General features: G+C 49.9%; 9 protein-coding genes. 2 read left to right on the top strand and 7 right to left on the bottom strand.

The window, feature by feature from the left end; translation table 11 throughout:
- Window positions 1-103: 103 nt before the first annotated feature.
- From EL628_RS11585 to EL628_RS11555, 7 genes are all read right to left on the bottom strand, one after another.
- Complete coding sequence (locus EL628_RS11585; RefSeq protein WP_126580103.1) at window positions 104-4,309, bottom strand: WD40 repeat domain-containing protein; 4,206 nt, start codon at window positions 4,307-4,309, stop codon at window positions 104-106.
- A 207-nt stretch (window positions 4,310-4,516) separates the two neighbouring features.
- Window positions 4,517-6,052 carry a hypothetical protein gene (locus EL628_RS11580; protein WP_126580102.1) on the bottom strand — a complete coding sequence of 512 codons (1,536 nt, stop codon included), beginning with the start codon at window positions 6,050-6,052 and terminating at the stop codon, window positions 4,517-4,519.
- Complete coding sequence (locus EL628_RS11575) at window positions 6,049-11,613, bottom strand: RecQ family ATP-dependent DNA helicase (protein ID WP_126580101.1); 5,565 nt, start codon at window positions 11,611-11,613, stop codon at window positions 6,049-6,051. The genes EL628_RS11580 and EL628_RS11575 overlap by 4 nt, the downstream gene beginning before the upstream one ends.
- An 82-nt stretch (window positions 11,614-11,695) precedes the next feature.
- On the bottom strand, window positions 11,696-11,899 hold the full coding sequence (locus tag EL628_RS11570) for a hypothetical protein (RefSeq protein WP_126580100.1): 204 nt from the start codon (window positions 11,897-11,899) through the stop codon (window positions 11,696-11,698).
- Window positions 11,900-11,901: 2 nt separating this feature from the next.
- Entirely contained in the window at window positions 11,902-13,125 is a 1,224-nt protein-coding gene (locus tag EL628_RS11565; RefSeq protein ID WP_126580099.1) for a restriction endonuclease subunit S, read from the bottom strand.
- Between the two features lie 2 nt (window positions 13,126-13,127).
- Window positions 13,128-14,741, bottom strand: coding sequence for a class I SAM-dependent DNA methyltransferase (locus tag EL628_RS11560; RefSeq protein ID WP_174719960.1), 1,614 nt, complete (start codon window positions 14,739-14,741; stop codon window positions 13,128-13,130).
- Window positions 14,742-14,906: 165 nt separating this feature from the next.
- Entirely contained in the window at window positions 14,907-18,248 is a 3,342-nt protein-coding gene (locus EL628_RS11555; protein ID WP_161975431.1) for a DEAD/DEAH box helicase family protein, read from the bottom strand.
- Between the two features lie 268 nt (window positions 18,249-18,516).
- Between EL628_RS11555 and EL628_RS11550 the strand changes: the two genes are divergently transcribed.
- Together EL628_RS11550 and EL628_RS11545 are read left to right on the top strand one after the other, a co-directional pair.
- Complete coding sequence (locus EL628_RS11550) at window positions 18,517-20,583, top strand: UvrD-helicase domain-containing protein (protein WP_126580097.1); 2,067 nt, start codon at window positions 18,517-18,519, stop codon at window positions 20,581-20,583.
- 111 nt (window positions 20,584-20,694) lie between these two features.
- A complete protein-coding gene (locus EL628_RS11545) occupies window positions 20,695-20,916 on the top strand; it encodes a hypothetical protein (RefSeq protein WP_126580096.1) in 222 nt (73 codons plus the stop codon).
- Window positions 20,917-20,969: the final 53 nt, after the last annotated feature.

Genomic DNA, 20,969 nt, shown 5'->3' with positions numbered 1-20,969 from the left:
GGATTTATGCAGGTAAACGTCAGAACTGCCAATACCCATGCGTATTTGTTAGCATTGATAACAAATCTTATTACAGAAAAAAAGTGGCCTCAGTGATATATTCTTACTGTTCGAAAGGATCTTTAGGGGGAAGATCTCGCCATCCTAAATCATTAAATATCTCTTGGTATGGTTCATCTCCAATATATTCTTTCCAATCTTCCGGCATCAAGTTACCTGTCAAGCGAATTTTTGCTTCTTTCTTTAAATCGCTCAACTTCCATTGCCAGATTCGCAGTACGAAATCATCACAAGCTGTCGCAAGATATTTCCCATCTTTACTAAACGCGACTGCTGTAACTCTGCCATCATGTGGCAGCTGCGCAATCTTCTCACCAGTGGCTGCATTCCATATACCTGCCGTCCAATCGGCACTTGCCGTAGCAACATATCTACTTTCACAATCAAACGTAGCAGCAAGAACATCTCCTTTATGGAGGAAATTGCGTGCCAATACACCTGTGGTTCTATCCCAGATCCTTGCACCAGGTTCGTCACTCAACGTCAAAAGGTCTTGTTGATCTGGTGACAAAGAGATAGTTGTAATAGTTTTTTCATGGTGAAGGGTGAGAACTGGTTCCTTGATGCCTGCCTTCCATTGCCATATATGGATTTCATTGTTGGAGTCAGCAAGAATGAAAATCTCATCGTCTTTGCTAAAGGCAAATGCTGTCGGATGTCCTTTATAAGAAAAAATAACCGGTACGCTACCTTTTTCATACCAGTTCCAGATCAGTACTTGATCCTCATTATTAGTAAATGCGAGAAACTTTCCGCTGGAGCTAAAAGTGCACAAACCTTTTTCTCCACCTGATTTGAGGATACTTATCGGAATAGCGCTACCAGTATGCATTACTTTTATGAAACCTTCGTTGGTAATAACAGCTCTATAGCAACCATCACTACTAAAGACGGATCCATTACCTTCTTCTACATCAGGATTTTTCTGATCTTCAACACGCCCAATATTCTTACTTTGCAGGTTTTCATCTTCATAAATAGTGTTTATGTGTGGTGCTTCAAGTGCAATGGTATGTATCTCTGCTCTATAAACGAGATCAAGAGTAAAACGAAGCAAATGTATATCCTTATCTTGATCGAAAAATAGACGAGCAATTTTCCCTGAATGACGAAAACGTTTGAGCACATTACCATCCTGAAGTTTCCAGGTCCAAACACATCCATCGCTATCTGCTGTCACTATATAGGGCTTCTGGGAGCTAAAAGCAAGCGAGGAAACAGAGACACTATGAGGGATGCAATATTTCAGCGTTCCGTCGACGATATTATATATTCTTACATTCCCATCGTCACAGGCAATTGCAAGCCAATCCGTTCTTTGATGATAACTAAGAGATGAAGCAGAACTCATGTTGAGTAGCTGTTGTACTTCCTCAAGGGTGTCTTCCACCTTCCATATCTTTACAAGCCCACTGGCAGAAAGAGTAATAAGCCGATTTCCGGAAGGGCCAAACGTCACAGACTGAATTCGTTCACGCAGAGGAATTCTTCTTACGCTCACATCCCGCTTTTGCCACCACTTTTGAGAAACCTGTTGCCATTGCCAAACAAAGGCTCTTCCATCTTCACCACAGATAGCAATAGAGGTATCATCAGAACTAAAAATCGCAGAGCGCACAGGACTTTGAAATTCCCAAGTCTTAAAAATCTCGCCTTGTTTCCTACTCCAGATGGAAACAGTTCCGTCCAGCCCTCCAGAGACAAAATAACAATCATCATGACTAAATGAAAGCGACGAAACTGCCTGGCTGTGCCTAAAAGTGGTAATAAGCTTTACATTTCTGGCCAGATCATTTTCAGTTAAATGTGCATCTGACTCATCTGCATTCACAAATTCATAGACCTCTATTTCTCCGGTATCATATCCAATAGCCGTAGCATAAGGTGGCCCCTGCGTTAAAGCAATGCAGCTCAGAGGTGCTCCTTTCCTGATCACTGCAACTCTCTTCTCTTGAACAATATTGATGAAGCAGATGATTCCAGTGGAGGCTCCGGCCAACAGATATTTCCCATCATAGCTGAGAGCAATGGCACGTGTCCTGTCAAGAAAAAAGCTTTCTGTCCTTTCTTCTGAAGAGCCAATGTTTGATATCCAGGAAAATCCGCGTACACTGGCTGTAGCTAGACGATCACCATTCCCGCTAAAAAGAACATGTTGACCAGTTGTAGGCAGGCGCATATGTCCTTGAAATTCTGGAAGCAGTGCTAATCCTTGACGTAATGCTTGATCGGCTTCTACACAGTGATGACGCCGAAGAGCCTCTACCGCAAGTAAGAGGCTTTTTCTGAGTAGGTGAGGCTCCTGTTCTTGAAGCAAAAGAGCTTTTGTTGCGATACGTCTGGCCTGCTCAATCTGTTGCCGTGTCTGCATCGCTTGCCGGGCTCTTTCCTCCTGTTCTTTCTGCGTCTGCCGAAAATCACTTGCATCGATAAACTCTCTGGCAGTATTGGAGAAACGATAAGGCTGTTCTGCTCGCCACTGCTGCGCTTCTACGAGCCGTTTTCCATGAAGCAAACAAGAAGAATCACGTTGATCAGCATTCTTACTACTGTTCAGCCATGCTTGCAGGTCACTATCAAATCTTTGGTACCAGATAAGAAACAGGCGATCCTCGTGTAGCCAGTGTCTGAGCAAAGACCATTCTCGCAGCAAAGACTCATGAATAAGAGCAACATCTACGTCCCCATGGTTATTTAATTGCGTTTCTAAAAGATGAGCTTTTGTTAGTTCATTTACCACTTCTTGGACCGTGTGTATTTCATCAGGATCATAAAAAAGCTGGTTCAGAGCTTTTTGCTTTCGATAATCGGGGCGCCCCTCGCTTTCATCCCCTATTGCAACCAGGTCGGTCAAGATTCTCCGTGCAAAAATTTTTTGTGTTTCACCAAGGTTATTAAAAGCGTCAGTAGCCATTTGCGTTAATGCTCCTGTCACCTCACCTACTTTTTCATAAGCTTCAAAAGAGATATAATTATCTTTCTTGTGCTCCCATAATTTTTCCATGCACACACTCACCAGTGGCAACACAGAGCTTTGTCTGCTTTTTCGGCGTTCTTTTGGCTCCTGAACAGATCGCATCGTATCATCAACAATTCTTTCAGCAAGATGATCTTCAAAATAGAGTTGACCTATTTGAGCAGGTTTTGTTACAACGTCCATGATCTCTTCTGATCGCAGGGGAAGAATATTGCTGATGTGTGGCTCTGCAAATTCTATGAAATGAGTATATTCTGCCAGGTCACTATAATATATATCACTCATTGCAATAATAAGGGTCGCCAAATCCTGAATAACTAGCTTCCAAAGCTGTGTCATAACATTTTTCTGTTCTTCACGAGAACAGAGCCTGAAAAGGTCTTCAAATTGGTCAATGATAATAACCAGACGCTCTCTCTTTGGATGTTGTCTTTTCCAGAGTGTAACTCCTTCGATGAGATCGTCGACATCCTGAACATTCATTCTGAAAAGAAGATGTGATATAGCGTTCTGAACAGGAACAAAAGTGACAATCTCCCAGTTGAGACTACGAGGTAAAAGCTTACTCCCTTTGCGGAGTCGAGGAATAAGGCCCGCCTGAATCGCTGATGTTTTCCCACTACTAGTAGGGCCTATAACAATAAGAAGTTGCTGATTGCACGATAATCGATACAATAAATCGTTGATATAGGTTTCTCTGCCGAAAAAAAGATGTGCATCTTCTTCGGAGTAAGGTTTAAACCCAAGATAAGGACATGGGACATTACTATATTTTTCGCCTGTAATATTAACATATATATTTTTTGAAATTTCATCCCAGCCAAGTATACTGTGAATAACCATTTTAATTTCATGTGCTAGATGAGCATAGCCTTCATCTTTATTTTTCCAAAGAGTGATAGCTTTACCATTCCTTGGTAGCATTTGCCATTCTTTAAGAGGTGTACCATCTATATTAACTGCTCTTATCAAAATGGGAATGACCTTTACGTCGTCTTTTCTATGACGTTCCATCGCATAATCTAGAAGTTCTGGGTACAGTTCAGAACTGATAAAGTCAGCACTGACAAGAAACAAAATAATTTGAGCCGTGTCGAAGTGCATTTCAAATAATTTTTTTCGCTCTTCGCCAGCTAAAGTGTTAGAGGGGCTCCAATCATCGATCAGCTTGTTTTTTCTTAAGATTGAAAGGTGTCGCTGTAATTGCTGCTGATACTTCTCATCCTCAACAGCATAAGCAAAGAAGACTTTGATTGGAAGTTCTGCCCGCATAGAATGCGCTCCTAATACTTATGGGAATCGCTGCTCACACAATTTCTCAGTATTTAATATCTAGTAAATTTCAACTTGTGTTCAGGAAGGATGGGCGTTATTCATAGCAGCTAGTAGTAGAATAACAGCATAAGGATGCTGATAACGATAATGCTGCTGGACATCATCACCAGGATCAGTAGTATATGTTAAATCTTCAATCAATGGTCATGCTTTTTCGAATTCACAGAGCTGGCTGGTAATTTCCTGTAATCTCTGTCTGATGGCCTTTACCTGAATAACAACACGTTCCTGAGCATTCATTGATCTATTATCTTCAGATGGGGGCACAAAGGTCTCTAATAGAGCACCCCTGAGCTTTTTCGCCGCTTGTTGATTATCCGGGGCTGCAAACCAGCGTTGATCACGATGTATAAATCCACAGCTGGACAAAATGGAGCGGATCGTTCTACGCGCTACTTGGTGATTCTGTCTCTCGCGGATGGCTCCAATAATCTCTTTGAAGGTCAGACCCTCCTGATGCTCGGTTAAAAGGGCTTGCAATGCTTGCCGGTAGCTTTCGCCCTTACCAGCCCGCAGCACTTTGAGCTCGTCAAGGTCGATGAGACGGCTCTCTTCTTGCTGTACCTCTTGATCCAGCCCGGCTTCGCGTAAAAGAATCCCATCCGCTTTCCATTCAATCTTGAGCCGTGTTCCCGGTTCCAACCAGCCGATCTTTTCAAGGAGGTCTGGACCATACAGACGATGCTGGCGACGATCCAGCCAGAGCCAGAGGCTTTCTCCATCCTGATACCAGAGTCCCTTGAAAAGGCTGATGCCCTCTTCTCCCTGCATAAGTGGTGGATACATCCAGCGAACAGCCTGCGGAAGCGGGATGAAGCCTTCAAGGAGATGGATGCTAAGCAGCGTGGCCGTCCAGCTTACCTGCGTTTGGGTAACGGTTCCTTTGTACGCGATGATCTCTCCAGCTGGATCTTTTCGTTCAAGATTGTGAGTTGAAGCAGGATCAACTGGTAACTTGTCTGCTCCTTCTTCGGTTTCCGTTACTGGCGATCTCATCACTGGCACGGAGAGCCGCACACGCTTGACTTCTGCTGGCAAAAGCGCGTCTACAATCCAATAGTCGGGCCCCACACGCCGAAATCGCTCAGTGGTCAAAAGCCAGGCCCGTACATAGCGGTCAACACTACTGATGCCTTCATGTCGCCAGCCCAGCTCCTCAAGAGCCTGCACAATCTGCCGCAAGATGAACGGGCGATTCAGCTCAGTCCAACGACACTGCAGAGTATCTTGATACCCATTCAGCTCTTCTAACACATTCAGGGGGAGGGTGATCTGGCGCTCTCCTCTGGCCTCCCAGCCACCACGATGGTTCTGAAATAAACGCGGATCATGCGGATAAAAGGTATAGTTGACACCATCTTCTTGCTCTAATTCGATGAGCTTCTGGTCCAGGTCCAGTCCATCCCAGCTACCAGTCTGCAGTTCGGTGAGGAGCCTGGCATTAGCTAGCTGCTGATCTACCAGGCGCCAATGGGGAGGCACAGGCTGTCCATGTGATACTTCCAGGCGCCCTTCAGCTTTGGTAAAACGGGAAGGATCAGCGCTCAGTTTAAGGTCATAACCTGCCTGTTTTGCTGAACGCAGCGCCTCACGATCACTCATGGTACGGCGCGTCGTTTTCAGCAGTTCAAAGGCTTCATCCAGATACCTGCGTTCCGCAGCCGATAGCTCACTCATCATTTCACCTCCACTTTTTTCTCTATGACAGGCAGACCGATGCCACCGGCCAGAGCATCCTTTCCTCGCTGTGTAATAGCAAGTGCCAGATAGGTTTTGTCCTCACTACGCCACTTTTTGGTGATGCTCTGAAGATAGCCACCTTCAATCAGTGCATCGACGATTAAGCGTAAATAATCCTGGCTGATCCCTTTGTCTTTGAGCTCCTCATAATGCTCGGATGCACGAGCCGCTGCTGATAAACTATCGTTACGATCGCCGAAGCGCATGAAGCCTTTTCCTAGCAGGATGCGCTCTATCTTGTTGCGCCCAAAGATGCCATTATGATCTCGCACAGCACTTAAGACACTGAGACGTGCATCAATTGATAACTGCTCACCAGCCAGCCTGCTGGCCGGGTCCCAGGGCAAGTCAGTATCGGTGGGACTACATAGATCACATTTTCCACAGGTTGGCGTGTCTTCCTGGCCCGTCAGGTAGTTGATTAGCTCGGCACTCCGACAACGATTCTGGTCTCTCTTTAGTTTGATATAAGCAACCATAGTATCGAGCCGCTCGCGAAACTGGGCGTAACGCTTGCCAAATCTATTCTCTATCGCCTGCAGCTCCCGCTCGCTCTGGATACGCTCACTAACCTGGAAGGTGATCCCTCGATTATAGGCTCGATACAGTAAAAGCTCTTGACTGGCAAGCTTGACGAGCAATGGGTCGATGAGACGTGGATCAATACCACTCTGTTCGTACATTTCGTTAACGCGATAGGTGACCTGACGCTCTGGCTCAGCTTTGATGGCAAGCAAAAATGTCTGGACGCGCGCTCTTTCAATCGGATCGGGGAGCTGAGCCAGCACCTGCTCGACTGGCTGGGTGAGCAAGATCGTGGCTTCAGTGGTGCAGTCACTACCACGCGTGAGCAGTCCTTCTTCCTCAAAAGCATACAGCAGGACACGCGCCTGGGTGAGATTAAGACCAGCCAGGCCCGCTAGAAGATCCGGATTACACAGCAGCGTGCCATCTGTCAGTTGGAGGATTGGCGATTCTTCTTCTGTATAGCTTAAAAGAGCGCTGCGATACTTTTTGATGGTTTTACGGTCCAGCAGACTCTGAGTGGCAATGAAATTGGCAGTTCTTTCGGATTGCCGATTGAAGATCATGATGGCATAGGCCTCCTTGCCATCGCGCCCCGCTCGTCCGGCTTCCTGAGCATATGCCTCCAGGCTGGCTGGATGGTCATAGTGCAAGACAAAACGGATCTCGGCCTTATCAACGCCCATCCCAAAAGCGGAGGTAGCAACAACAACATCCAGCTCACCTTGCATAAAGCGCTCCTGGATCTGGTGCCGCTCGGCGGTCTCTAATCCACCATGATAAGCCTGCGCTGCAATGTTCTGGTCACGCAGCAATCTGGCGAGCTGCATCGCACTTTTGCGCGTAGCAGTATAGACGATGCCAGCACCGCCCTTTTCGCGGTTATTGACCAGCTGATGCACGATATTGATGGCGAAGGTGTCTCGTTCGCTGGCTTTATCGACGGTATAGATGCGGAAGATCAGGTTGTCCCGCGCAAAGTCGCCAGTGTGGGTGACCAGCTCGTGTCCCGTGCTGCCCATCTGCAGACCTTCGATGATCTCGCTCTGTACCTGCTTTGTGGCGGTGGCTGTTAGCGCATGCACTGGATAACCGGTGGCACGTGGAGGTAGATGATTTATGATGCCCAGGAAGTCGGGACGGAAGTCATGACCCCAGGTGGAGATACAGTGGGCCTCGTCAACCACAAGCTCTACAAGGGGGATCTGCGGCAGGTAGGCTTGAAAACGTGGATCGCGCAAGCGCTCCGGTGAGACGTAAAGTAGCTTGATCTTACCTGCGACTGCAGCCTGCAGAACTTCTTCCTGGCTGGCGGCATCCATTCCAGAGACCAGTGAGGCCACGCAGGTCAGACCTGGCACCTCACGGAGCTTTTCAACCTGGTCGCGAATCAGGGCGATCAGCGGCGAGATCACCAGGGTCAGCCCTGGTCTGATGAGTGCTGGCAACTGATAAGTACGGCTCTTACCTGCACCTGTCGGAAGCAAAGTTAGAACGTCTTTACCAGCCAGTACATCGCGGATGATCTCTTCCTGTCCAGACCGAAAGTTATCTTGATTCCAGATGGCTTTCTGCACAGCCAGCAGGCGTGGTCTGGCTACCACTTCAAAATCTTCGAGGGCAATATATGGGCTTTCAAGAGCCTGCTCGCTGAGGATACGCTGCACATCCGGCACGCTGGGGGCTGGCAGGTCGGCTGGATCAATCTGCAGTTCCATCCAGTCGGCGATTTCCTGGAACAGCTCTATATCTGAGGCATAGCTCAGCGTGGGATCTGGCAACGACGCGAGCACTTCATGCCGGTAGAGAGAGTTGCGCAGACGCTTGTCTAGCAGGATGATGGCTCCACGATCGTCAGCAGAACGAATTAAACGACCAAATCCCTGCTTGAGAATAGTGATCATCTTTGGCAACAGATAATCAGTAAAAGAGCTTCCGCCCGCGTTCTCGACGGCGCTCATACGCGCAGCCTCGACGGGATCGCCCAGGCTCGGATAGGGGAGCTTCTCTAAAAACACATAGCTGAGCGATTTTCCTGGTACGTCCACACCCTCCCACAACGAACGCGTTCCCAATAGCGAGCTGCTCTCTTCACTGCGAAAGTCATCGATCAGGCGACGCAGGCTACCATGCCCCTGGCTATACAGCGCATATCCCTGCTCTGCCAGCTCGTCAACAATTCGTTCATAGACGAAGTCTCGGCGAGCATTAGCAGTGAAAAGGCCCAACGTTTTGCCCTGAAAGGTGGGGATAAAGCGCCGCAAGAGATCGGCAACAGCAGCCTGAAAGTTATATTTGAGCTCACTATCGCGTGGAGCTGGCAGATTGTTCGGCAGCAGTAAGAGGGCGTTGTTATGATAGTCAAAGGCGTGCGGCAACTGATGTGTTACAAGGGATTTTGCCAGACCCGACTCGCTGATTCGTTCAGGCTCCAGACCCACACGACGCAAGAAAAAGTCGAAGCCCTGACTGTAGACGGTGAGGGTTGCTGAGGTGCAGACGGCGGCGTCCAGGCGCGACCAGAGCTGCTCCCATAACAGAGGACCAACATTAATGGGGACCGCGCTCATGACTACCTGGGCACGCTTGCTCTTCTGCGTGGTTGCCGCTGCAGTACGCTCGTCTTCGTCATCCGGCGATTGCTTCTCCAGTTCGACGATAAAGACGTAATTGCTGCTCTGCTCAAAACGCCAGAACCATTGATAGTGCTCAAGGATGCCACGCAGGTCACGCTGGAGCGAGCGGGCCAGACGCAACATACGTCGATGCCGCTTCGCCTCCGACTGCCCACGCGGGGCTAGCTCTTCAGAGGAAGACACCTCTGTGATCTGCTCAATCAATTGCGCTAAAGCGATGCGCAGTTCGTAAAGGGCGTTGGCGGTGGCCTGTTCAGCTGTTTTCAGGGCTGGACCACCCGGCTGGCTCAAGGCACCACGATCAATGCGCACATGCACTCCATAGCGCTCACGCTCAGCGCGGGCAATGACGGTCTGGCTCATGACATAGGTGTTCAGACGCTCACCCAGGCTGTCCAGCGCTGCCTGCGCTTTGTCGACCTGCTGCACAATCTTCTGGAGTGTCTCATTCTCTGGAGCCATCTTGAGGCGGCGCAAGCAGTCATTGACCAGTCCACCCCGGCCCGGCTGATAGATAGCATGCAAGATGCGCCGCAGCACGCGCTCTTCTACCCGCTTCTCCAGGGCTTTTGTGGCTGCCTCTTCCAGTGTATGCGCTTCGTCACAGACGACCATGCTGGCAAAAGGGGGCTCCTCTTGATCAATCTCCTGAGCACTCAGGCTGTTCCTGAGCAACAGGGCATGGTTGACGACTACCAGATTGGCCCGATCGGCGTTCTCTCGCGCCCGACGATAAAAGTCTTGCTCAACCCCCTGACCCGGCTGATCATCCAGGCTGGCTCGCACGCTGGAAAGCGTCTGATAAACGGCTCCATCGCTCTGTAAGAAACTGTCCAGCGCCTGCGGAATAACACCCAGCTCCTCCAGGTTGCCATTGACGCTGGTGGCGGCAAAACGTACCAGAGTGGCGAGCATCCAGGCACGCTGGAATGGTAGTACACGCTCGCCCAGGGCGTCTTCAAGTTCTTCGGCCAGACGGCTCAAGGAGAGATAGTTGTTGCGTCCCTGCAACTGAGCAAAGGTGATCTGCGGCACGATCTGCTGAATAAAGGGCAGCTCTTTGCTGACCAGCTGCTCCTGCAAAATGCGCGTAAAGGTGGAGACGGCGACGGGCCTGCCGGTGGCGTGAGCCGAGAGGGCGGCGGGGAGCAGATAGCCCATGCTTTTTCCAGTACCCGTCCCGGCCTCCACGACTGCATAGCCGCCGCTGCGCATGGTCTCCGCTGCTAGCTGTGAGAGCTCGACCTGTGCAGGACGGCGCGATCGCCTCTTCCCCTCCACTTCGATCTCTTCCGAACGCTGATAGGCGGCCTCAACGGCTGCACTATCCAGCGAGCCGCCACTGCTAGAGGCTGGCTCGTCAAGCAGAGGGGTCATGCTGGCACCAAAGGTGGCTAGGATCTCGGCGACTGGAGCATCCTGCTCAGGTGGGTTCAGTAGCTGTGCCCAGGGATCTCCCGCCAGTTGAAGCAGTTGATACACGGCCTGTCCACTGCTCTCTGTTTGCATGATGCGCTGGAGATAGAGCACAATCTGACTGAGCATGGCGACATCGGCGTCGGCTTTATGGGCGTCGCTGGTGTCAAGACACAGCTTCTCGGCCAGGGTGCCGACACGATGAGCCTCCTCTGTGGGCAAGAGTGTACGGGCCAGAGGCAGGGTATCAAGCACGAGAAAACTGTCAGGCAGGGAGATCTGGAGCCGCTGGCAGGTAGCCTGCAACAGGGGACCATCATAGCTGGCCCCGTTATGGGCGATCAGCGGCAGCTCACCCACAAAGCTCAGAAAGCGTGGCAATACCTCTTCTATAGTTGGAGCAGTCTGGAGATCCTCCGGACTGATCTTTGTCAGTTGATGAATGCGCTCCTGCACCTCCTGGCGGGGTCGCACATAGCTCATCCACTTTTCCTGACAGGCCCCATCCTGCCAGCGCTCGGCGGCGATCTGAATGATCTCGTTATAGGGTGAGCTGGCATCCTGGCGCGTGGCCTCCAGGTCAAAAACGACATAGCTGTCGCGCTGGAGTGCTCGCTGTGGTCTCGGCGCAGGTTGCTCGCTCTCCTGGTCCGCAGTCCCGGCACCCAGAAGCGTCAACTGGGGAGTCCGCAGCTGCCAGCGTCCACTCCCATCCAGTGTAAAAAGTTGCGGCCTGCTGTGTAAAAGCTTCTCGAAAAGTTCGGAGCGATACGGGCGCTGCAGGCGCTTCTCAACCTCTTTGCGCAGCGCCTCACTCGTCTGTGGCTCCTGCTTCTCCTGCAATACCGCCTGCGCCGCCGCTATCGCCTGCTCCTGCTGATTGATCATCTTCCCTGATCCCTTCTCTTGCAGCAACTTGCCCATACCTCCTTCCCCTCACACCTCTCGCTATCCAGCCCTCACCCACCTGCGGGCAGCTACCGAACCGATATACCCACAAAGAAAACTATGCCTGCTCCAAACCCAACAACAGGCGCAGCGCCCCAAAAAACTCGTCGCTGGCCGCCGCTATCTCCTCACGCGCTGGCTTCTCTACCCCAGCCTCTTCGCCCTGCTCAGCAACATCCCCGCGCTCCAAAGCCAGCGCAAATAACTGCTCACCCAGTTCTAACACTTCGATCTTTAAGGCTTGCCGCTCCTGCTCATCCATAACTACAGCTCTCCCTTGAAGGCTTTATCGAGAATGGAGGGGAGGAGGGCATTAAGTTCTTCTGAAATATCTACTTGACATCGTTCGAGTAAGTCAATTTGTGCTTGAAGTCTGTTGAGATTTATAATGATCTGCTCTTGCTCCTCTATAGGTGGTGTTGGTATTTGCAAATTCAATAACATTCTCTGAGTAAAAAATGCGCGGGTAGACCCATAGCAATTCTCGTTTTTATAACGCTCAATCAAACTAGATCCATTAAAAAGCTTACATAATAATTCTGGTAAAAATTTATTTTCATCTAAACGCAACCTAATTAGGTTAGTAGACATAACAGGATTAGGATATAGCGTTAGAGGTACCACGCAACTCCTGCCAACAGTACCTGACCTGGCAACTACAATATCATTGGCACACACTTCATATGTAGATAATTCTTTCGCTTTTTTCACACTAATATAATCACTAAAGCCTGGGAGAAACTTATTTTTCTGTACATTAGCAATACCTAAGATAGGTATTCCATCAGGTTGGATATCAGATTTTTGTAATAAGGTTCCAAAAGGGCCTGTAATCATCCCGCTCTTTCTATTGATTAGTAAATCATCTAGAGATTTCCATTTCCACTGTGGTGGCAATTTATCAAAAAGAGGATAAGCAAATAGACCGGATAGGTAAGAGATGCTTAGATCTTTAGTCTCCTCCACCGCCTCCCGCCGTAGCCTCCGCGCCTCCTCAATCTTCGCCGCCATCTCCTCAATTCGTGCTACAATGCGGCGCTGTTCTTCGAGGGGTGGGAGCGGGATTTCTATAGTTAAAAATAGGTCCGGCTTAATACGGTTTTTACCACTCGTCCCTCTTGACAGCTCATCACATTTTTGCCAGAAACTTTTTGTTTTAGTCAACCAATGCAACCAGCGTGGAATTATTTGTGTTTGATCAAGCTCAAAAATTGGAAATTCTCCGGAAGCGGCGCATCCATCAACATCTTGAGACGCAACCGCCGTTGAACCATTTCTAACCCAAATCTTATTAATAATAAGATCGTTTGCTTTGACGATCGTTAATGTTTTAGCTGCTGTCTGGGTTCCATCAATTGTTTCTCTTTCATACGCACCTTCTCCCCACAATTTGACTCCAATAGTTCGATATTGAACTCCTGGGATAACTTCAACTACTCGTGAAATAGGAGATACAACTTGCGATAGTGCTACCATTGGAAAATTCACGGTTACGCTCCTCCCAACATTCCCTTAATCTCTTCCAGGATACCGATAATCTTCTTCTCTTTTTCCAGGATGCTCTTCACTAACTGCTCAGGTGGCAGGTGTTCAAAGTCTTTCTGGCCGTTGGGGTTCTTGCGGTCCAGGTTACAGTCGCTGGCCAGCAGTTCTTCGACGGGGACGCGCCAGGCGTGCTCGTTCTCGACGCGGTTCTCCCACCAGTCAAGGCAGCCCTGGAAATCTTCGTAGGGCATTGGCTTGGTCTTGCTATAGCTTTTGCGATCGGCTGGCAGGGGGATCTCGTAGTACCAGACCTCTCTGGTGCAGGGCTCTTCGACCAGCTCGTCTTTCGCTGCACAGGCCTCAAAGAACAGGATATTGGTGGGGATGCTCGTGTAAGGGGCAAAGGTGCCAACGGGGAGGCGCACAATCGTATGCAGATTAAAGTTGGTCAGCAGGTTTTTCTTGATGATACTGGCGATACCGTTGCCAAACAGGAAGCCATTGGGCAGGACGACGCCGCAGCGGCCATGCGGACGTTTCAGATGGGCCAGGATATACTGGAAGAATAGCAGGGCCGTCTCGGCGGTACGCATCCCGTCGGGAAAGTTGTTGAGAACGCCGCGCTCCTCTTCGCCACCGAAGGGCGGATTGGTGGCGATGATGTCAACGCGATCCTTATCCTGGATGGTGCGCATATTGGCCTGGGCCAGCGTATTGCGTTCCTGGACGTTGGGAGCCTCGATGCCATGCAGCAGCAGGTTCATGATCGCCAGCAGATATGACATCGATTTCTTCTCAAAGCCATGAAGACTCTGCTGAGCCAGCTGGCGCTGCTCAGGTGTTTTTACTTGCTCATCCAGACGGGTATAGGCCTCAACCAGAAAGCCAGCGGTGCCACAGGCCGGGTCCAGCAGGGTCTCGCCCAGCAGGGGGTTCAGGCGATCGATGATAAAACGCACCACCGGTCGTGGGGTATAGAACTCGCCAGCATCCCCGGCAGAGTCGCGCATCTCTTTCAGCATCGTCTCATAGAACAGTGAGATGGCATGAATATCATCGGAGGAATTGAAGTTGATGGTGTTGATCTTATCCGCCACCTCGCGCAGAATATAGCCAGAACGGATGCGATTGTAGGTGCCTCTAAAAATAGTGCCAATGATCGCACGCAGATCGCGGGGGTTCTCACTGGTCAATTTTCCCAGATACGGAAAAAGATCATCATTCACAAAGCTGAGCAGTGCATCACCTTTGCGCTGGTGCGTCAGGCTCTCGCCCACTACCCAATCGCGCCAGCGGTATTTTTCAGCTACGATCGGCGTATAGCGCTCCCCCAGCTCTTCTTCGCGCATCAGCTCATAATCATCCAGGTTTTTTAGGAAGAGGAGCCAGACCAGTTGGGGAAGGCGATCAGTATCACCCGAGAGACCAGCATCCTTACGCAGCAGATCGCGCACACTTTTAATGGTTGCCGAGAGCTGTTGTCGATTACTCAATGGCTGCTTCACTTTCTTTGTACGCTTCTGCGCTGGCGTGATGGCAGAGGACGATGGGGGCTCGTTCTGCTTCGGGGGCGTGGTAAACTCTTCACCAAATAACGACTGCTGTTGAGAGACAACCATAAAAAAACATTTCCTTCCTGACTCACTACAAAGTACCGCACGACGCGTGGCTCCCGGGTCGATAAGTTCTACTTCTCCCCATCATAATAAAGATAGAACTGATTTTCAAGCATTTCGCCTGACCAGAAGAACTTTTGGGTAGGGCTGGTCATCCCTGCCTCACTGCTACTGATCAATGCTTACCTGATCATCCTCATACAGCAGCTTTTGCAGCTCTTCCATTGTCTGAAGATAGGCCTTCCCACCATTAGCACGCTTGATCTCCTGCATCAGCTCTTGCTTTGTCCGCTTCGGTGTAATCTGTACAAATTCAAGCCAGCCAGAGTCAAAGTTAACATCCGGTCGAGTGCTATATATTTCCAGTAAGCCTTCAAGCACAAAGAGGGCGAGCGGGCTGGCGGCAAAGCGCTCAATAAACGCGGGATGCCGACTGCGTAGCTGCTCCACCCGCTCCGGGCGCGTCAACAGAGGCAGATCAAACAATACATGGCGCAACAGATCATAATAGTCAACCTCTGGCAAATTCATCTCAGCGGCCAGCGTATCCAGCCCCACAACATCCTCCTTCAGCTGGTCGATAAGGAGCTTACGTTCTTCTCCATTCACCCAATAGGAGTAGAGCTCCTGGGGACTCTTCACCAGATCGCGCAGAGACTGCGCAACAAACTCGCGTTTGGTGCCCTCACGCAGTTGTCTGCCGCTGGCATCCAGCTCATACCATTTTTCACCAACAACTTTAAAGCGATGACCATTGGCTCCCTGAATAACATGGCTCACGGGCTCTGGCTCCTGTGCCGTCTGCTGCCTGGCCTTTCTAACACTTTCCCCATCTGCCTGTGCTACAGGTTGGGCGATAGCGACCGGTCTGGCTGGTTCTGTAGAGGCTGTAGAGGCTGTCGTCGAACAGCTTGCCTGACATACCGTCACAGGCTCTTCTTGTTCAGACTCAGTACCGGAATTCTGAAAAGTGGCTGTTGTGGTAGCAGATGCCTGAGCACCTTCGACAGGTGCTTCTGGCTTATCAGTTCCTGACATGAGCAATGGTTTCTCACTCCCACCTTGAGTATCCGCCACATAATCTTCTTTCCCATCGCTCACCGCTCCTGGCGAGGTCGCCTGTGGAATCTGGCCGCCGAAAAGCGCTGCAGCGGTCTGCTCATCTGGTAGTGGCTCAGTGTGCGGAGTAGGCTCTTGCTGCACTTCAGTAGCACCAGCGGCAGGTGTACTTTCCTCTCCAGGCTGCTCAGAAGGTTCCTCGTCAACTGATGCTGCTGGAGCTGCATCCACATCAATCTCCTCAGTCTGAATCGAGGTTGGCTCGCCATCGAAGTCTGGGTCAAAGAAATGTTTGATCGCACCAGCGTAATCCAGGATCGTAAACCAGCGTTTTGTCTCCTCCACCAGCCGGGTGCCACGGCCAATGATCTGCTTAAACTCAACCATCGAGCCCACGCCACGCGCAAAAACAATCGTGCGACAGGTAGGCACATCGATGCCCGTTGAGAGCAGTTGCGACGTCGTCACAATCACTGGTTGCCGCTTTTCAATCGAGCAGAACGCATCCAGGTCACGCTTCCCCTCTGCTCCATCATCATTCACAATGCGCACAATATCCCCGGCCCGGCTCCAGCCAGCACAGGCCTCGATCAGTCTCTGGCGCATCTCATCGGCATGCTCATTATTCACACAAAACACAATCGTCTTATGGTCGCGTGGATGCTCCTGACGCTGCAGATAAGCGGCCAGATGTTCAGCAATCACCTGTGTATACTGCCGCATCACCTTTCCGGTCTTCATCACAATCTCCTCATCCACAGTCTCTTGCGTCTCTTGAGGAAGACGCTTCTGGGTCGAGGGCTCCTCTTTGCCAATCTGGATCAAGCGCACATTATAGGGAGCCAGATAGCCATCATTGATCCCCTGGCTCAACGAATACGTGTAGAGAGAGGGGCCAAAATAGTGACTGGTCTGCACATCCTTTGTCGAGAGCGGTGTCGCCGTCAGACCGATCTGCACCGCCCCCGAGAAATGCTCCAGCACCTTACGCCAGCTAGAGTTCTCTGCCGCACTCCCGCGATGACACTCATCAACCACAATCACATCAAAATAATCGGGCGGATAGGTCTGATAGCGCTTCTCCTCATCCTGCGGATTAGCGATCCACTGATAGGTACCAAACAGCACATCATGCGCCGTATCGCGCTCTCCCAGGCCGCGCTTGATGGCATCCCCAAAAGGCCAGAAGGTTTGCGTCTGCGCCTGATCCAGCAGATAACCACGATCAGCCAGGAACAGCACATTTTTTACCTGAAAACTCTTCTTTAATTTCCAAAGGATCTGGAAAGCTACGCGGGTTTTACCAGTCCCGGTAGCCAGAGTTAGCAGGATCTTTCGCTCGCGCAGTCCCCGTTGGGCCTGTAGGGTTGCAACCACCGCACGCGTCACAGCCGTCTCCTGATAATAGCGCAGTGGGGGATCAGCATAATAGGGGTAGGCTAAGGCATCACGTGCAGCGACATCAGTTATTTTCTGGCTGGCAAGCCAGCGTCTCACCAACGCTTCGCGCTCTGGAAAATACGAAAGTTGAGAAAGCACAAGATCACCCGAGGTCCAATCCATCTCAGTGATCTCTACAGTCTGAGACTGGCTCTGAAGCACCAGATACGCGAAGGGTACACAGAGCTGCCTGGCGGCCTGCCGAAGGCGTCTCTCTGCTTCCAGTATACTTTCATTATCGCGCTGAAAATGCACGGCAGCCAGCGGGAGCGAGAGCCGCTCCCCCCTCAATAATGCATCGATCTTCAGGCTCTTTCCCCGTTGTTGTGAATGAGGAATGATGCGTCCAGCTGTATAGATATAAGGAGTCTTAATGTAATCTTCAGCCCAGCCGCTCGCTCGCAACAGTGGCTCAAGTTGTCTAATGGCACGATTTTGTATGATGGGAGACTCGTCAGCAACCTCAATTAAACTGGTAAGCAAAGGAAACTCATTTAAGATCACCCGATCCACATAATTTCTGTTCTGCTCGCTATCTAGATAACGCAACTCAGCCAGCCGATCGGTATGTGCCTCATCAGCTTCGGGATCAAGCGAGGGTGCATTATCGACCAGTCGCTGCGAGTGATTATGCAAAAGATGCCCAACAGCATGAGCAAACAGCGCTACCTGATCGCGAACAGACAATTCTTCCTCATACGCAAAAAGAAATCCATATATCCCAGAGACACGATAGGGGATGAGAATCGCATCGAAGCGTCCAATCGGATCTACTCCATACTGAATCTGATACGATCTACTTCTGAGAACCTGCCTCAACTGAGTGCTATCCATCGCCTTGACTGCCATTATTCTCAGTGGCAGCAACTGTTTATCCTTACCTACCACATCCAGGCAATCTTGATAGAGCCGATCAAGCTGATAGCCAAGCCGATCACCCTTCCAACCGGCAATCACATTTTGCAGATGTGTTGTTACATCAATATCAGGGGGGATAGGAGAGTTTAACATAGAGAAAAAGCTCCTTTCCAGAGCAGCCAGAAGATGTTTCATTATACATCACAGCACTTTTTTTAGAGAGATCGCAAGTTCATTTATAGTAAAGGAGAACAGTAATGCCAGTATTTTGATTGTCTAAGTTGCTAATCATTCAGTAAATAGAGTATTATTCTAACATAAGAAAAAGAGGATAGCAATCAACTAAAATAGATACTCAATTTTCAGCGAAAGCTGTAAAACGCCTTTTTAGAATTTTTGTACAAAAAGGAGCAAGGCTTGTATGACGACTAGCTGGCTCACTACCACCAAACCAACCTTCCAGACTGAATGGCTGGCCCTCCCACCAAAGGAAGCACATCAGATCCTCGAAAAGATCGCTTACCTGACAAAAGATCCGCATCCAGATGGCAACCTCAAAAAACAGCTCACAAAAATTGACCGCCGCTTACATCGCTTAGAGAGTGGAAATTATCGTATTATCTATACTTTTGAACAGCCTTATATTAGCCTGCTCGCTCTGCGTAGACGTCGAGAAGATACCTATGATGAGGATTTCCAGGCTGAATATCTGGGCGGACTCGACCTGCCACTTGCCCCTACCACCGTATCAGACACAGACACGGCAGCACAAACCATCACTGAAGAGAAGCCCTACCCAGAACCCCTTACCAAAGACCTGCTGATCAACCTGTTAATCCCGGCTGAGTATCATCCTCGCCTTTTACAGACAACATCACAGGAACAGCTCCTTGACTGTCCAGGAGTACCCGACGAATACAAACTGAAAATAGACACCCATATGTTCGAGAAACCGCTGGTCAGGATCTTCGAAGAAAAAGATTATCTCCTGCCTGAAGTCAACGACCTGCTCCGTTTCAAAAAAGGTGAGCTGCTTGGCTTTCTGCTCAAACTCTCGCCCGAACAGGAAAAATACGCCAACTGGGGATTGCAGGCCAGTGGTCCCACCCTGCTCAAAGGAGGGCCAGGAACCGGAAAAAGCACTATCGCCCTCTATCGTGTACGAGCCATCATTGAAGCCTTACGCAAACAGGGCAAAGGCCAGACGAAGATCCTCTTCACCACCTATACCAATGCTCTGGTCAAATCCTCTGAACAGCTTCTGGAGCAGTTGCTCGGTGCAGACATCCAATACGTACAGGTTCAGACGGTTGATAAAATCATCACCCAGATCGCCGAAGGGGCAGGACAGAGAAAAACGCTGGCTACCCAGTCTAACTTTGACGAGCTTCTCTTGCAGGCTCTGCAGGAGCTCTCTCGTGATAAAAGCGTTGATCCCAAAAACGTACAACAGTTAGAACGGATCGGAGTTGACTATCTTCAGCAGGAGATACGTCGGGTCATCATCGCCGGACAGATCAACACCCTTGCGGATTATCAGGCCACACCACGTCCAGGGCGCAAGCTTCCCTTAAGTGCCGGGCAACGTCAGCTCATCTGGCAGCTGCATGAGATCCTGCAAAAGTTATTAGAGAAGGAAGGAAAAGAGCTCTGGGAGGGCCTACGTGCACGTGTCGAACGTATCGTTGCTGATGGACAGAGCACACTCTCCTATGATGCAGTTATTATCGATGAGGCCCAGGACCTTGACCCAAGCGCCCTGCGGCTACTGGTTCAACTTTGTCGTAATCCCAACAAACTTTTTATCACCGCAGACGCTAATCAATCTATTTATGGGAGCCACTTCAACTGGTCTCAAATTCATCATGAGTTACAATTCAGGGGTCGTACCGCCATTCTTCACACCAACTATCGCTCCACGCAAGAGATCGGTGAGGCAGCTCAATCGTATCTGGCGCAGGAAGTGCTGGACAACGAACCAATTGAACGACACTACACCTACCATGGTCCACTTCCAACGATCCGAAAAGTCTTCAACGACAAAGACGAAGCCCAGCTCCTGGCCAGCTTCCTGACAGGTGCCGCCAGAAGTTACAAGCTACCAATAGATGCCTGTGCCATCCTTTGTCCCAGCGAAAAAATTGGTCGTGCCATTGCCAGCGCCCTCAAATCCTACGCCCTGGAGGCGACCTTTATGTCGGGGCAGTATCTCAGCCTGACACAGCCTGGTATTAAAATTTTGACACTCAACTCGGCCAAGGGCCTGGAGTTTCCTATCGTCGCGCTGGCCGGCCTGCACAAAAGTGCGAAATACGTTCAAAAGCCAGAGTATGCAACGCGTGAAGAGCTTACGGAGGCTATGGCAACCGAGCGTCGTCTTCTCTTCGTCGGCATGACCCGTGCTATGCGTGCTTTATTAGTTGCCATTCCAGACAAAAGCGCCTCTCCACTCATGGCCGGATTCGTTGAAGAATACTGGAACAGGTAAAAACTCACATTGCAACAATTTACGACTAATGTTAAGGAGGTATAGAATTGAAAAAATTGCCAAAACCTTTATTAACACAACGATATTTTTCACAGGAAAAGGGATCTTACTATGACAGGATCTCTATCAATTGGGGCACAGCAACCGATCGTTGACCATGATGGCTACATCTTTCTCCAACAAAAAGGAAGTCTCTTGTGTTTTGATGAACAAGGACGCAAGGCTTTTGAAGTGCCAGTGCCCGAAGTTGCTGGACTTTGTTCTGTCAGCATTATCGCTCACAGCGTTCTGGCGTATGCTCACCAGAATGAGTTGTTTTTAGGATGTGCTTGAGTGTGATAGATCAGGTATCACATTCATTGTAAAAAACGATTTAATATTGCGGA

Origin of the sequence: Tengunoibacter tsumagoiensis (assembly GCF_003967535.1) — a bacterium.
In the GTDB taxonomy this organism is placed as follows: Bacteria; Chloroflexota; Ktedonobacteria; order Ktedonobacterales; family Ktedonobacteraceae; genus Tengunoibacter; species Tengunoibacter tsumagoiensis.
Note: the sequence above shows the minus strand (reverse complement) of the source record. Positions and strands in the feature narration are given on the sequence as shown.

What these genes read in the sequence shown, in the direction of transcription:
- EL628_RS11585 (WP_126580103.1), bottom strand. Translation starts at nt 4,309, where the DNA reads ATGCGGGCAGAACTTCCAATCAAAGTCTTCTTTGCTTATGCTGTTGAG.
- EL628_RS11580 (WP_126580102.1), bottom strand. Translation starts at nt 6,052, where the DNA reads ATGATGAGTGAGCTATCGGCTGCGGAACGCAGGTATCTGGATGAAGCC.
- EL628_RS11575 (WP_126580101.1), bottom strand. Translation starts at nt 11,613, where the DNA reads ATGGGCAAGTTGCTGCAAGAGAAGGGATCAGGGAAGATGATCAATCAG.
- EL628_RS11570 (WP_126580100.1), bottom strand. Translation starts at nt 11,899, where the DNA reads ATGGATGAGCAGGAGCGGCAAGCCTTAAAGATCGAAGTGTTAGAACTG.
- EL628_RS11560 (WP_174719960.1), bottom strand. Translation starts at nt 14,741, where the DNA reads ATGGTTGTCTCTCAACAGCAGTCGTTATTTGGTGAAGAGTTTACCACG.
- EL628_RS11555 (WP_161975431.1), bottom strand. Translation starts at nt 18,248, where the DNA reads ATGTTAAACTCTCCTATCCCCCCTGATATTGATGTAACAACACATCTG.
- EL628_RS11550 (WP_126580097.1), top strand. Translation starts at nt 18,517, where the DNA reads ATGACGACTAGCTGGCTCACTACCACCAAACCAACCTTCCAGACTGAA.
- EL628_RS11545 (WP_126580096.1), top strand. Translation starts at nt 20,695, where the DNA reads ATGACAGGATCTCTATCAATTGGGGCACAGCAACCGATCGTTGACCAT.